The sequence below is a fragment of the Ralstonia flatus genome (assembly GCF_958439105.1).
Classification (GTDB): domain Bacteria; phylum Pseudomonadota; class Gammaproteobacteria; order Burkholderiales; family Burkholderiaceae; genus Ralstonia; species Ralstonia flatus.
Genome location: NZ_CAUDLI010000005.1, coordinates 163,922 through 177,522, shown reverse-complemented (window position 1 = coordinate 177,522; position 13,601 = coordinate 163,922). Strand labels below are relative to the sequence as shown.

14 protein-coding genes and 1 tRNA gene are annotated in these 13,601 nt (G+C 64.9%); 9 read left to right on the top strand and 6 right to left on the bottom strand.

Translation table 11 applies throughout. The features are described from left to right. The first annotated feature begins 96 nt into the window (after positions 1-96). The 8 genes from R2676_RS13655 (at position 97) to R2676_RS13620 (ending at position 6,912) form a co-directional block, all read left to right on the top strand. The gene (locus R2676_RS13655) at positions 97-2,034 is read left to right on the top strand and encodes a tetratricopeptide repeat protein (RefSeq protein WP_316857265.1); all 1,938 of its coding nucleotides are present in this window, start codon (positions 97-99) and stop codon (positions 2,032-2,034) included. Further along, positions 2,034-2,657 (top strand): lipoprotein insertase outer membrane protein LolB, encoded by a 624-nt coding sequence (gene lolB / locus R2676_RS13650; protein ID WP_206272362.1) that lies wholly within the window; start codon positions 2,034-2,036, stop codon positions 2,655-2,657. The genes R2676_RS13655 and lolB overlap by 1 nt, the downstream gene beginning before the upstream one ends. Positions 2,658-2,671: 14 nt before the next feature. Beyond that, the gene (gene ispE, locus R2676_RS13645; protein ID WP_206272363.1) at positions 2,672-3,541 is read left to right on the top strand and encodes a 4-(cytidine 5'-diphospho)-2-C-methyl-D-erythritol kinase; all 870 of its coding nucleotides are present in this window, start codon (positions 2,672-2,674) and stop codon (positions 3,539-3,541) included. 50 nt (positions 3,542-3,591) lie between these two features. Next, positions 3,592-3,668: transfer RNA gene (locus R2676_RS13640), tRNA-Gln, on the top strand. A 78-nt stretch (positions 3,669-3,746) separates the two neighbouring features. Next, positions 3,747-4,697 (top strand): ribose-phosphate pyrophosphokinase, encoded by a 951-nt coding sequence (locus R2676_RS13635; protein ID WP_206272364.1) that lies wholly within the window; start codon positions 3,747-3,749, stop codon positions 4,695-4,697. A gap of 152 nt (positions 4,698-4,849) precedes the next feature. Continuing rightward, complete coding sequence (locus R2676_RS13630) at positions 4,850-5,476, top strand: 50S ribosomal protein L25/general stress protein Ctc (RefSeq protein ID WP_027678312.1); 627 nt, start codon at positions 4,850-4,852, stop codon at positions 5,474-5,476. 170 nt (positions 5,477-5,646) lie between these two features. Further along, on the top strand, positions 5,647-6,249 hold the full coding sequence (gene pth / locus R2676_RS13625; RefSeq protein ID WP_206272365.1) for an aminoacyl-tRNA hydrolase: 603 nt from the start codon (positions 5,647-5,649) through the stop codon (positions 6,247-6,249). 24 nt (positions 6,250-6,273) lie between these two features. Beyond that, positions 6,274-6,912 carry a DUF4124 domain-containing protein gene (locus R2676_RS13620; RefSeq protein ID WP_206272366.1) on the top strand — a complete coding sequence of 213 codons (639 nt, stop codon included), beginning with the start codon at positions 6,274-6,276 and terminating at the stop codon, positions 6,910-6,912. A gap of 66 nt (positions 6,913-6,978) precedes the next feature. Here the strand turns inward: R2676_RS13620 and R2676_RS13615 are convergent, their stop codons facing one another. The 5 genes from R2676_RS13615 to R2676_RS13595 form a co-directional block, all read right to left on the bottom strand. Continuing rightward, positions 6,979-7,242 carry a YfhL family 4Fe-4S dicluster ferredoxin gene (locus tag R2676_RS13615; protein WP_206272367.1) on the bottom strand — a complete coding sequence of 88 codons (264 nt, stop codon included), beginning with the start codon at positions 7,240-7,242 and terminating at the stop codon, positions 6,979-6,981. A 50-nt stretch (positions 7,243-7,292) separates the two neighbouring features. Next, entirely contained in the window at positions 7,293-7,796 is a 504-nt protein-coding gene (gene coaD / locus R2676_RS13610) for a pantetheine-phosphate adenylyltransferase (protein WP_206272368.1), read from the bottom strand. A gap of 197 nt (positions 7,797-7,993) precedes the next feature. Further along, on the bottom strand, positions 7,994-8,650 hold the full coding sequence (gene rsmD / locus R2676_RS13605; protein ID WP_206272369.1) for a 16S rRNA (guanine(966)-N(2))-methyltransferase RsmD: 657 nt from the start codon (positions 8,648-8,650) through the stop codon (positions 7,994-7,996). A 94-nt stretch (positions 8,651-8,744) separates the two neighbouring features. Beyond that, positions 8,745-10,097: a M16 family metallopeptidase gene (locus R2676_RS13600; protein WP_206272370.1), complete on the bottom strand. Its 1,353-nt coding sequence runs from the start codon at positions 10,095-10,097 to the stop codon at positions 8,745-8,747. Further along, entirely contained in the window at positions 10,097-11,593 is a 1,497-nt protein-coding gene (locus R2676_RS13595; RefSeq protein ID WP_206272371.1) for a M16 family metallopeptidase, read from the bottom strand. The genes R2676_RS13600 and R2676_RS13595 overlap by 1 nt, the downstream gene beginning before the upstream one ends. 60 nt (positions 11,594-11,653) lie before the next feature. On the opposite strand from R2676_RS13595, the gene ftsY reads away from it, so the two are divergent. Beyond that, entirely contained in the window at positions 11,654-12,850 is a 1,197-nt protein-coding gene (gene ftsY, locus R2676_RS13590; protein ID WP_206272372.1) for a signal recognition particle-docking protein FtsY, read from the top strand. Between the two features lie 80 nt (positions 12,851-12,930). Here ftsY and maiA read toward each other — a convergent pair whose 3' ends face one another. Further along, positions 12,931-13,581 (bottom strand): maleylacetoacetate isomerase, encoded by a 651-nt coding sequence (gene maiA / locus R2676_RS13585; RefSeq protein ID WP_206272373.1) that lies wholly within the window; start codon positions 13,579-13,581, stop codon positions 12,931-12,933. Positions 13,582-13,601 lie beyond the last annotated feature (20 nt).

Sequence of the window (13,601 nt, the reverse complement as noted above, 5' to 3'; positions counted from 1 at the left end):
CTCCATCCCATGTGCTGCTCCAACCTTTTTTACGATGCGGGCGATTGTAGCGGTCAGGCTACAATGCCCCGAACCCCTATCCGGAGCTTCGAGACCATGCCTCACGCCCTCTCCCGTTCGCCCGCGACGCAACGCCCGCGGCGATTCCCGCGCAGCAGAACGGCCCTGCTGGCCGCGCTGGTGGCGGGAGGGCTGACGAGCCTGCCGGCATGGTCGTCGCAGTCGACGACCGCCGCTCCGCTGATCGCCCAAGCTGCACAGGAAGGCGGCACAGGTGGTCGCGCGGCCGTCCAGATTGAACGCTCGCGCCCGCGCACCGGCCTGCTGAGTTCGGAGCGCACCGATCTGCCGCGTGTCGCGCTCAATGAAGACATCATGTACCGCGTGCTGGCATCGGAAGTGTCGCTGCAGCGCGGGCTGATTGAACCGGCGTACCGCACCTACCTCGCGCTCGCGCAAGACACACGCGACCCGCGCTTTGCCCAGCGCGCCACCGAAATCGCGTTTCTGACACGCTCCCCCGCGCAGGCGCTGACTGCCGCCCGCCTGTGGGTGGAGCTGTCGCCGACGTCCATGCCCGCTCGCCAGGTGCAGCAGCTCCTGCTGGTAGCCACGGGCCAGTGGTCGGAAGTCGAACCGATGCTGCAGGCGCAGTTGAACAAGGTCTCGCCCGGCCAGCGTGCCGATGCCCTGCTGCAATTGCAGCAGCAGATGTCCAAGAGCAGCGATCCGGTTGGGGCCGTAGACGCGCTGCAGCGCATCGCCTCGCATGACATGCAGCGCCCCGAGACGCATCTGGCCTTGGCACGCGCGAAGGTTGCCGCCAAGGACGCCACCGGCGCGCTGACGGAACTGGACACGGCGCTCAAGCTGCGTCCCGGGTATGAAGATGCCGCCATCCTCGCCGCCGAACTGCGTGCCGACGGCGACCCCGATGCCGCCATCGCCGGCCTGCGCAGCTTCCTGAGAGCCGCACCCGCGTCCATCGATGGCCACCTGGCGCTCGCCCGCATGTACCTCGTGCGCAATCAGCAGGACAAGGCGCGCGCCGAATTTGAAACGCTCAAGAAGATCGCGCCCAATGATGCGCGCATCACGCTTGCACTGGGCCTGTTGAACCTGCAGCAGCGCCAGTACGACGACGCCGAGCGCTACCTGAAGGAATACGTGGCCGCCACCGCCAAGTCGCCCACGCTAAGCCCCGAGCCCGGCTATCAGGGCCTCGCCCAGCTGGCCGAAGAGAAGCGCGACTACGCCGGCGCGCTCGGCTGGGTCGACAAGATCACCGGTTCCGCCAACGGCGACGCCGACGGCCAGACCGCGCTGGCAGCCGGCATCAAGCGTGGCCAGTTGCTCGGCAAGCTGCGCCGTATCGACGAGGCACAGCAGACGTTTGACGAACTCGTTGCCGACTCCGAAGACGTGCCCGACGGCCCGCGCCGCCAGGCGCTGATGGACGGTATCCGCCAGGCCGAAATCGGCATGCTGATGGACGCCAAGGCTTACGGCCGCGCCCGCGCCCGCGTCAACGAACTGCTCCAGAGCGACCCGGACAACGTCGAATATTCGTACCAACTGGCGATGCTCGAAGAGCACGACGGCCACTACGACAACATGGAGACGCTGCTGCGCAAGGTGATCGACCTGCGCCCCGCCCAGGCAATCGGCTACAACGCGCTCGGCTACTCGCTGGCCGACCGCAACGTGCGCCTGCAGGAAGCGCAGGAGCTGCTGGAGAAAGCCGTGTCGCTGGCACCGGATGATCCCTACATCGCCGACAGCCTCGGCTGGGTCAAATACCGTCGCGGCGACCTGCCCGCCGCCACCGACATCCTGCGCAAGGCGTGGACTGCCGCGCCTCAAGCCGAAATCGGCGCGCACCTTGGCGAGGTGCTGTGGCAATCGGGCAAGCAGGACGACGCGCGTCAGATCTGGACCGAAGCGTCCAAGCTCGACGTAAACGACACCACCCTGCGTGACACGCTGCGCCGCTTCGGCCAGCCGGTGCCCAATGTTCCCGTGAGCGCAAATTGATGGCGATGCGGTTCACGCGCGCGCTCGGCGCGCTGATGCTCGGCGCCGGCTGCGTGCTGTTCAGCGCGTGCACAAGCCTGCGGCCAGCCAACGATCTCTTCGCCGGCACGCAAGACGCCGATGCCACCATCACGCGTTATCAAGGGCGCTTCTCGGCCCGCTACACGCAGAACAACACCGAGCAAAGCGCCGTCGGCAGCTTCCTCTGGCGTGAACGCGGCGCCGACGTGCAGCTTGAATTGATGTCGCCGCTGGGCCAGACGCTGGCCATCGTCAGCCAGAGCAACCAGGGCGCCACGCTCGAACTGCCGAACCAGCCGCCGCGCCGCGCGCCCGAAGTCGACACGCTGATGCAGGATGCGCTGGGCTTTTCGCTGCCGGTTTCCGGCCTGCGCGACTGGCTGCGCGCGCGCCCCGCTCCGGGCACGCCGGCACGCGTGGCACGCGACGCGCAATCGCGCCCCGAAACCATCGAGCAGAATGGCTGGACCGTCCGCTACGTCGCGTGGGCCGACAACGGCAACAACGCCGACGGCGCCAAGGCGAGCATCCGCCGGCTCGATCTCGATCGTCAGCACGGCGCCAACGGGCCGCTCTCGGTGCGACTCGTGCTCGACCAGTAACGCCTCGCTTCGCCATGTCCTCCGCACCCCTCGAGCTGCGTGACTGCCCCGCGCCCGCCAAGCTCAACCTCTTCCTGCACGTGGTCGGCCGCCGGCCTGACGGCTACCACCTGCTGCAAACCGTCTTCCAGTTGATCGACTGGAGCGACACGCTGCATTTCGCGCGCCGCTCCGACGGCCGCCTCGTACGCACCACGGATATCCCGGGCGTGCCTGCCGAAGACGACCTCATCATCCGCGCCGCGCGCCTGCTGCAAGCAGAAACGGGCTGCACCTACGGCGTCGACATCGCCATCGAGAAACGCCTGCCGATGGGCGGCGGCATTGGCGGCGGGTCCTCTGATGCCGCCACCACGCTGCTTGCGCTCAATCGTCTCTGGGGCCTTGATCTGCCGCGCACGCAACTGATGGCGATCGGCCTGAAGCTCGGCGCCGACGTGCCCTTCTTCGTGTTTGGCCAGAACGCCTTCGCCGAGGGAATCGGCGAAGAACTGACGCCCGTCACGCTGCCGCCGGCGGCTTTCGTGGTGATCCACCCACGCGTGCATGTGCCCACCCCTGCAATTTTTTCCGATGAAGGGTTGACACGCGATACGCCACTCACCATAATTACGGACTTTCCTGACCAACAAATTGTTTTCGCTTACGGTCGCAACGACCTGCAAGCGGTGGCGGAAAGGAAATACGGCGAAATCGCCCGAGCACTTGTCTGGCTGCGTCAGTTCAGCCCTCTGGCAAGAATGACCGGATCCGGCGCCTGCGTATTTGCTCCGTTCGACAACGTTGAGCAGGCGCAAGCGGTAGCGGATCAGGTGCCTTCCGAATGGGAAGGTCGGTGTGCGGCAGGTCTGTCGCATCACCCGCTCGCAAGATTTGCTGTGTAAGGTTTGCTGTTATTGCTTCTGCAATGGAAGCAGTAACCGATCGGTTGTGTAGGGGCGTCGCCAAGCTGGTTAAGGCACCGGATTTTGATTCCGGCATGCGTAGGTTCGAATCCTTCCGCCCCTGCCATTTTCTTCCTTATGTTCCCAGCAATAGCCCGGTTGGCTTCAGCCAGCCGGCGCGTCTGAAGTCAAAACAGGTGCCCCGATGAGCAGCGAAGGCTTGATGGTTTTTACCGGCAATGCCAACCCCAAACTCGCAGAAGCTGTCGTCAAGCATCTAGGCATTCCGCTAGGCAAGGCCCTCGTCGGCCGATTCTCCGATGGTGAAGTCCAGGTCGAGATCCAGGAAAACGTGCGCGGCAAGCACGTGTTCATTCTGCAATCCACCTGCGCCCCGACGAACGACAACCTGATGGAATTGATGGTGATGGTCGATGCGCTCAAGCGCGCGTCTGCCCGCCGCATCACGGCTGCCATCCCCTACTTCGGCTATGCCCGCCAGGATCGCCGCCCGCGTTCGGCGCGTGTGGCCATCACGGCCAAGGTCGTGGCCAACATGCTGGAAGTCGCAGGCGTCGAGCGCGTGCTGACGATGGACCTCCACGCTGACCAAATCCAAGGCTTCTTCGATATCCCGGTCGACAACATCTACGCGTCGCCGATCCTGCTCGAAGACCTGCGCAAGAAGAACTACGAAGACTTGCTCGTGGTGTCGCCCGACGTTGGCGGCGTGGTGCGCGCACGTGCGCTCGCCAAGCAACTCGGCGTGGACCTGGCGATCATCGACAAGCGTCGCCCGAAGGCCAACGTGGCCGAGGTGATGAACATCATCGGTGAAGTCGACGGCCGCAACTGCGTGATCATGGACGACATGATCGACACGGGCGGCACGCTGTGCAAAGCCGCGCAGGTGCTCAAGGAGCGCGGTGCCAAGCAGGTCTTCTCGTATTGCACGCACCCGGTGCTGTCGGGCGGCGCCGCTGCTCGCATTGCAGACTCGGCGCTCGACGAAGTCGTCGTGACCGACACCATCCCGCTGCGCGAAGACGCGATCAAGTGCGGCAAGATCCGCCAGCTCTCGACCGCGCCGCTGCTGGCCGACACCTTCACCCGCATCGTGCGCGGTGACTCGATCATGTCGCTGTTTGCTGAATAATTCGGCACCTGGGCGGCTTACTGTTATAATTCAATGCTTTACCGCAGAAAACGTCGACTAGACGGCACTTCTGCGATGTCTGCGGGGCGCAATATGGCGCCCCGTTCACCAGACGGCTTGGTCGCGAGTCGTCTTTTTCGTTTGGAGCAATCATGAAAGTTGTCGCTTTCGAGCGTAGCGTTCAGGGCACTGGTGCGAGCCGCCGCCTGCGCAACGCCGGCAAGACCCCGGGCATCATCTACGGCGGCGAAGCCACCCCGAAGTTGATCGAACTCGATCACAACGCGCTGTACCACGCGCTGAAGAAGGAAGCCTTCCACTCGTCGATCCTCGACATCGAAGTGGCTGGCAAGGTGGAAAAGGCGCTGCTGCGTGACTTCCAACTGCACCCGTTCAAGCAACTGGTTCTGCACGTCGACTTCCAACGCGTGTCGGCCAAGGAAAAGATCCACGTCAAGGTGCCGCTGCACTTCCTGAACCAGGAAACTGCGCCGGGCGTGAAGCTGGGCCACGGCATCGTGAACCACATCCTGAACGACGTTGAAGTGTCGTGCCTGCCGGCCGACCTGCCGGAGTTCATCGAAGTGGATCTGGGTTCGCTGGAAATCGGCCAGACCCTGCACATCGCCGACCTCAAGCTGCCGAAGGGCGTGACCATCCTCACCCACGGTGGCGATGAGAACCCGGCGGTTGCCAACATCAGCGTGCCGGCTGGCGAGAAGTCCGCTGCCGCCGAAGAAGGCGCTGCTGCTGCAGGCGAAGACAAGCCGGCAGCCTAAGTTGCCGCACCTCGCACTTCGGTGCGAGCGAAAAAAAGCCCGCCGAGCCTGTCTCGCCGGGCTTTTTTTCCGCCTGAGCGGCGCGGGCCGCACCGCCTCCAGGCTGCGGAAAGCAGCTATGCTTGTACGATCAAGGGGCGCCTCCTGCACCTCAACCTGATACCAATCGCATGATCAAACTCATCGTCGGCCTCGGCAATCCGGGCGCCGAATATGCGGCGACACGACATAACGCCGGCTTCTGGCTGGTCGACCAGCTCGCTCGCATGGGCAACGTGACGCTGCGCAACGAGGCGCGCTTTCACGGCTATGCTGCGCGCGCCAATCTCTGGGGCAACGAGGTGTGGCTGTTGCAGCCGCAGACCTTCATGAACCGCTCCGGGCTGGCTACCGTTGCACTGGCCCGCTTCTACAAGGTGATGCCCGATGAAATCCTGGTCGTGCACGACGAATTGGATTTGCCGCCCGGCACCGTCAAGCTCAAGCTCGGCGGCGGATCCGGCGGCCATAACGGCCTGAAGGACATTGCCGCGCATCTGACCACACAACAGTTCTGGAGGCTGCGGCTTGGCATCGGCCACCCGCGCAACCTGCTGCCGCCCGGCTCGGCAGCGTCCGGCCAGCATGACGTCGCGAACTTCGTGCTCAAAGCGCCTCGCAAGGAGGAACAGGAGCTCATCGACCGCGCTATCGATCAGAGCCTGGATGCACTGCCGGAGCTGATTGCCGGCAACGCCGAAAAAGCCATGATGCGCCTGCATACCGCACGCTGAACCGCCAAGACAGAGGACACCGCCATGACACCGATCGCCATACTGACCTCACGCGCCGCCGTGCTGGCGGGCCTGGCGCTCGGCTTGGCAGCCCTCAGCCTGCCAGCGCACGCGCAGGTGTACCGCTGCAGCGAGAACGGCCAGACGACCTATTCCGACCATCCCTGCGGTACGCGCGCGAAGCCCGTGCCGATGATCGACAACACGCCCACGGCCGCAGACCAGAAGGCCGCCCGCGAGCGCGCCACCGCCGAGGCCGCCGAAGTCCAGCAGATGGAAACCGCGCGCCGCAAAGCGCAGGCGGCGGAAGACGCCCGCCAGGCCCAGATCGCAGCGCAAGCGGCCGAACAGGCGCGCCGCGAGCAACGGCAGAAAGTGGTGGTGGCGCAGGAAGGCGTTCGCTACTGCCATCGCGTCTACGTGGGGCCGGTGCCCTACCCGCAGCCCTATCCGACGCCGATGCCGGTGATCAGCCAGCCTCCCGCGCCGGCAGCGGGCGCGCTCCGCCAATCTGGGAATGGCGCCAAGCCATTCACGCAAGCACCCCTGGCACCCGCTCCGATCGTGCCGCGTCCCCCGCGTCCGCATTACCCGCACTACCGCATCGTCTGCGAGCCGGGCTATGTGTACGAAGGGCCGGAAGATTTGTTGCCGATCCAGTAAGCGCTCTGCGAGCGAAACGGTAGGCACCAATGCAAAGAGACGGCCGAAGCCGTCTCTTTTTTGTGTTCACGCCGCGCGTGGTGGTGCGGAGGTGAGCTGGGTGTACTTGTGCATCAACTGCTCGTGCGTTTCCTCATGGGCCGGGTCCTTGGGGATACAGTCCACCGGACAGACCTGCTGGCACTGAGGCTCGTCAAAGTGGCCGACGCATTCGGTACATTTGCCGGGGTCGATCACGTAGATCTCCGGGCCCATCGAAATCGCGCCGTTGGGGCACTCAGGCTCGCATACGTCGCAATTGATGCACTCATCGGTGATTATGAGCGCCATGATGCCTTCCTTGAAATGGCCGGCGAGCCAGCGCTCGCCAAAGCGTCATTTTATTCCGATTTGCCAGACCCTTCCGACTTGCCGGTCTTTTCCTTGAGCCATTTTTCGACCGACGGGAACACGAACTTGCTGACGTCACCGCCGAGCACGGCGATTTCGCGCACGAACGTGCCGGAGATGAACTGGTATTGATCCGACGGCGTCAGGAACATGGTTTCCACGTCCGGCAGCAGGTAGCGGTTCATGCCGGCCATCTGGAATTCGTACTCGAAGTCCGACACCGCACGCAGGCCCCGCACGATGACGCGCGCGCCGTTCTTGCGTACGAAATCCTTCAAGAGACCGGAAAACCCCTCGACCCGCACGTTGGTGTAGTGGCCGAGCACCTCACGGGCGATTTCGATGCGCTCTTCCAGCGCGAAAAAGGGCCGCTTGTTCGGGCTCTGCGCCACCCCGACGATCAGCTCATCGAAGATGTTGGATGCGCGTCGCACGAGGTCTTCGTGGCCGCGCGTGAACGGATCGAAAGTGCCGGGATAAACCGCGATCACCATGGTTCCTCCACCAATGGGAAAAGAGCATCCGCAAGCGTCGGCGTGGGACATGGCCGCGCCGGTACTGCATTCGGACGCCGTTGCGTTATCGAGCGCAGCAGGTCCCGAGCCTGCCGCCTGTGCCACCGATATCGACCGGGCGCACCCGCTTTGCAGGTGCCGCCCGATGCTCATGCACCGGTTGCGAGCGGCGTAGTTTAACCGTTTTTGCGCAGCAGCAAATGCGCATGCACCGCACCGGCGCGCAGGTGTTTGTGAAGCACCAGATCGGCGGGCAACGCGAGGCCGGCCGTCGGCTCCGCGTCATGTGAATCAGCACTCACATCCGCCAACGGCTGCGCTGCTTCGACGTAGATCACGCCTCCGGGCTTGACCACCCGCGTCGCGGCTTCCAACGCGCGCAGCGTCCAGTCCTGCGCAAACGGCGGGTCGATGAACACCGCATCGAGTGCAGCATCGGGCTGCCGAGCGAGCCAGGCAAAGGCGTCGCCGGAGACGATGTCGACCATGCGCGCGCCCAGCTTGTCGCGGATGGCGTGCAACGCGCGCACGGCCGGGGCGTGGTTTTCGATGAGCGTCACGTGCGCGGCGCCGCGCGAAGCGGCCTCAAAGCCGAGCGCGCCGGTGCCGGCAAAGATGTCCGCGCAGCGCCAGCCGGTCAGGTCCTGACCGAGCCAGTTGAAGACCGTTTCGCGGACGCGGTCGCTGGTCGGGCGAAGGCCGTCTGCGTCGACCACCGGAAGCGGCGTGCGCTTGTATTGCCCGCCGATGATGCGCACCTGCTGCGGTGCGCGCGCGTGCGACGTGGCGGTCTTGGCCTTGGGGCCTTTGGAGCTGGAGGTACGAGGTGCCATGGGCGCGATTTTAGGGGCTGTTGCCTCATAAAACGAGCGCAAACAAAAACCGGCGGGAAATGCCGCCGGTTTTTTCGGATCAAGACGCGGTACGTCAGTTCGCGGCGGCTTTTTCCGGACCGCCTACCACGATCGTCGCCATGGCCTGCGGTTGCAGCACGCGCTGGAATGCCGTGCGCACCTGCTCACGCGTGACAGCCGCGATGCGCTGCGTCCACGTATCCAGGTAGTCGAGCGGCAGGTTGTACCAGCCGATGTTGGCCACGTTGTCCAGCAGCTTGCGATTGCTGTCCAGACGTAGGGGGAAGCCGTTGACGAGGTTGTCCTTGGCCGCCTTCAGCTCCGCGTCGGTCGGGCCATCGGCGACGAACTTGGCGACGGTGTCACGCACCACGCCCAGCGCTTCCTCGGTCTGGTCCTTGCGCGTCTGCAGCGCCAGTTCGAACGGACCGGGCTGCGCAGCGGGCGCGAAGTAGCTGCCGATGCTGTACGTCAGGCCGCGCTTCTCGCGCACTTCATTGGTCAGACGCGCGCTGAAGCCGCCCCCGCCCAGCACGTAATTGCCGACCAGCAGCGGGAAGTAATCCTTGTCGCCTCGCGCGATACCCGGTTGCCCCAGGATGATCGTCGCCTGCTGCGCCGGGTGCGGAATGCGGATCGTCTCCGCCTTCGGCAGCGGCATCTTGACGTCAGGCAGCGCCGGCGGCGTGGCGCCGTCAGCGGGCAAGCCGCGCGTAATTTGCTCGGCGATGGCCTCGGCTTCCTGGCGGCTGATCGCGCCGATCAGCGTCACCACCGCGCGCTTGGCCGTGTAGTTGGCCTGGTAGTAGCGCACGATGTCGTCGCGCGTGATGCTCTCCACCGTTTCCGGCGAAGCGGTCTGCCCGTACGGATGCGTGCCGTAGATGGCCTTGCCGAATGCGCGCTCGGCGAGCACCGACGGCTTGGTCAGGGATTCGCGAATCGCAGCCACCAGGCGCTGCTTGTCCCGCGCGAGCACGGCATCGGGAAAGGTCGGCGCCGAGACGATCTGCGTCATCAGCGCGATGGCCGGGCCGCGCTCAACGGGGTCGGACAGCGTGCGCAGGCGCAGGCTCGTGCGGTCGCCACCGGCGCCGCCGCCAAAGCTCGCGCCCACATCGGCAAACGCATCGGCAATGGCCGCTTCATCGCGCGCTGGCGCATTGCCCTGCGCCGCGACGCCCTTGTCGAGCATGCCCGCTGTGAGCGAGGCGAGGCCCACCTTGGCAGCCGGCTCATAACGCGAACCCGCATCCACATCGAGATTGATGTCCAGCATCGGAATCGACGGGCTCGGCACGAAGAACACGCGTGCGCCGGTCGGGGCCGTCCAGTGTTCGATCGGCAGCGCGGCCAGAGCGCTCTGCGCCGCCGCAGCAACAATGGCGACCAGCGCCGTCTTCAGGGTCAGAGACATGGCGCGCATCAACGCAGCCCTCCTTCATCGCGCATGCCGGGAACAGCCTTGCGCGCCGGTTTATTGGGATCGATCGGTTGCGGCAGCAGCGTGGCGACGACGAGGTTGTCTTCGCTGAAGTAGGTCTGGGCCACGTGCTGAATCTGCGCCGACGTCACGGCCTTGATCTTCTCGAGCTGGCGATCGATGGAGCGCCACGACAGGCCGCTCATCTCGTTCATGCCGATCTCCATGCCCTGGCCGAAGACCGAGTCGCGCTTGTAGATCTGCGCGGCCACAACCTGTGCCTTCACGCGCTTCAGTTCGGCATCGGTCACGCCTTCCTTGGCGATGCGCTCGATCTGCGCGCGCAGCGCCTGTTCGATCTCGGCGGTGGTGTGGCCGTCGGCAGGCGTGCCGTCCATCAGGAAGATCGACGGGCCGCGGTTCAGGCCGTCGTAGCCGGCATTGACGTCGTCGGCGATGCGCTTTTCGCCCTTGACGAGCTGGCTGGACAGGCGCGCGTTGTCATAGCCATCGAGCACGGCAGACAAGACCTCCAGCGCATACGGATCGACGTCTTTCTCCACATCGCTCAGGCGCGGCACCTTGTAGGCCAGCACAACGTACGGGTTCTCGGCCGGCGCCTTCACCCAGATGCGCTTCACTCCGATCTGCTTGGGCTCTTCCTGCGCATAGCGACGCGGCAGCGCATGCGGCTTGAGCTTGCCGTAGGTGCGCTGCGCAAGGCGGAAGACTTCGTCGGGTTTCACATCGCCCGCGACGATCACGGTGACGTTGTTGGGCGTGTACCAGGCGTGATACCAGTTCTGCGCGTCCTGCACCGTCATCGTGTCGAGATCGCCCGGCCAGCCGATGGTCGGGTTGCGGTAGGGCGCGGCATTGAACAGCGTGGCGAGCATCTGCTCATACACGGTGGAACGGGCGGAGTCGTCGATGCGCATGCGGCGCTCTTCCTTCACCACGTTCATCTCCGGCTTGAACTCCTTGTCGGTGAGCTGGAGATTGGCCATGCGATCGGCTTCGAGCCCCATCACATCTGCCAGGTGCGATTTCTCGATCTGCTGGAAGTACATCGTGAAGTCGCGCGTTGTCATGGCGTTTTCACGGCCGCCCAGGGCCGCCACGCGGCGGGAGAACTCGCCCGGGCCGACTGCCTTGGTACCCTTGAACATCATGTGTTCGAGCATGTGGGCGACACCCGTGGTTCCGTTGTGCTCGTCGATACTGCCGGCGCGATACCAGACCATGTGCGCCACGGTGGGGGCGCGGTGGTCTTCCTTGACGATCAACCGCAGCCCATTGGGCAGTTTGTATTCGTGCGTGTCGGACTGGCTGGCGCCCACCTTGCCACCGGTGACGGCTGCGGCGGGATGCCCCGGTGCAGCGGCCAGCTCCTGCGCGCCAACATGACCGGCCAGCAGGCCGGCCGCCAGGGCCGTCGCGGCCAATTGCCAGACTCGCGACCGAGCCCGGTTTGAAACGATTCGCATGGAAGAGCGCATAAGGGCTGTCTGATAAAATTCGACGCTTGATTCTAACGGCGAAATAGACTGCCTTTTACGATGTTTAGTTTCTGGAAGAAGCGCAAGGCAGAGCCCCAACCGGCCGCCGAACCCACGCCCGCAGCGGCACCCGAAGCCGCGCAGGCGCCTGCCCCGGCTGCCATCCCTGGCGCCGCCCCCACCCCCATACCCGCACCGGTTACCGCCCCCCAGCCCGTCTCTGCACCGGCTCCCGCGCCCGCACCTGTCGCGGCGCCGGCCCACGTTGCCGTGCCGGACGCACCTGCTGCGCAACCTGCGCTCGACGTGCAAGCCGACGACGTCGAAACCGTGCCCACGCCCGCCGTGATCGAACAGGCCCGCAAGGGGTGGATGTCACGCCTGCGCTCCGGACTGTCGAAGACGAGCAAAGGCCTGACCACGCTCTTCGTCGGCGTGAAGGTGGACGAAGCGCTGTTCGAAGAGTTGGAAACCGCGCTGCTGATGGCCGATGCCGGTGTCGACGCCACCGAATACCTGCTCGGCGAACTGCGCCGCCGCGTCAAGGCACAGCGCATCGAAACGGCCGAAGGCGTGAAGACGGCCCTGCGCGATCTGCTGGTCGAACTGCTGCACCCCTTGGAAAAAACCATGGTGCTCGGCCGCGAACAGCCGATGGTGATCATGATCGCGGGCGTGAACGGCGCCGGTAAGACGACCAGCATCGGCAAGCTCTGCAAGCACTTCCAGACCTACGGTCAATCGGTGCTGCTGGCAGCGGGCGACACGTTCCGCGCCGCCGCGCGCGAGCAGCTCGTGATCTGGGGTCAGCGCAACAACGTCACGGTCGTGGCGCAGGAATCGGGCGACCCGGCCGCCGTGATCTTCGATGCAGTGAACGCAGCGCGCGCACGCGGCATCGATATCGTCATGGCGGACACCGCCGGCCGTCTGCCGACGCAGCTGCACCTGATGGAAGAACTCAAGAAAGTGCGCCGCGTGACCGCCAAGGCGATGGCCACGGCGCCGCACGAAACGCTGCTGGTGATCGACGGCAACACGGGGCAAAACGCCCTCGCGCAAGTCAAAGCGTTTGACGAAGCGCTTGGCCTCACGGGCCTGATCGTCACCAAGCTGGACGGCACGGCCAAGGGCGGCATCCTGGCCGCCATCGCGCGGCAGCGTCCGGTGCCGGTGTACTTCATCGGCGTGGGCGAGCAGGTGGAGGATCTGCAGCCGTTTTCCGCGCGCGAATTTGCGGATGCGTTGTTGGGGTAACCCCCTCGCACACAACGCTTCAACGTAAAAACGCCCTGATTTGGTCAGGGCGTTTTTGTTTTGCGCAGTAACGCTGCAGATTATGCGGAAGCCGCATCCGGCTGCGCCGCAGGCGCCGCCCGCTGAAACGCCTCCTGGGCCATACAGTGCTCAAAGATGCGCGCAAGCGTTGGGTAATCCTCCACCGCCACATCAAACCGCTTGCCGTTGAACACCTGCGGCACGAGGCACACGTCGGCCAGCGTCGGCGTGTCGCCAACACAGTAGGCACCGGTCAGCGGCGACTGTGACAGCCGCGTTTCCAACGCCGCAAACCCCAGCTTCACCCAGTGGCGATACCAGTCGTTGCGCGCTTCTTCTTCCACGTTGAACGTGTTCTTCAGATACTTCAGCACGCGCGGATTGTTCAGCGGATGGATCTCGCAGGCAATCGCAAGGGCAATCGCGCGGATGTGTGCGCGATTGCTGGGCGAGCCCGGCAGCAGCGTGGGCTCGGGGTGCGTCTCTTCCAGGTATTCGACGATCGCCAACGACTGGTTCAGCACGTCGTTGCCGTCGCACAGCACGGGCACCAGCGCGTCGGGGTTCAGCTTGACGAAGTCGGGCGCCAGTTGCTCGCCCTTGAGCAGGTGCACCGGCGCGTAGTCGTACGGCAGGCTCTTGATCTCCAGGGCGATGCGCACACGGAACGACGCCGAACTGCGGAAGTAGTTGTACAGCTTGATCGACATGGCTTCTGACTCTTCTGTCG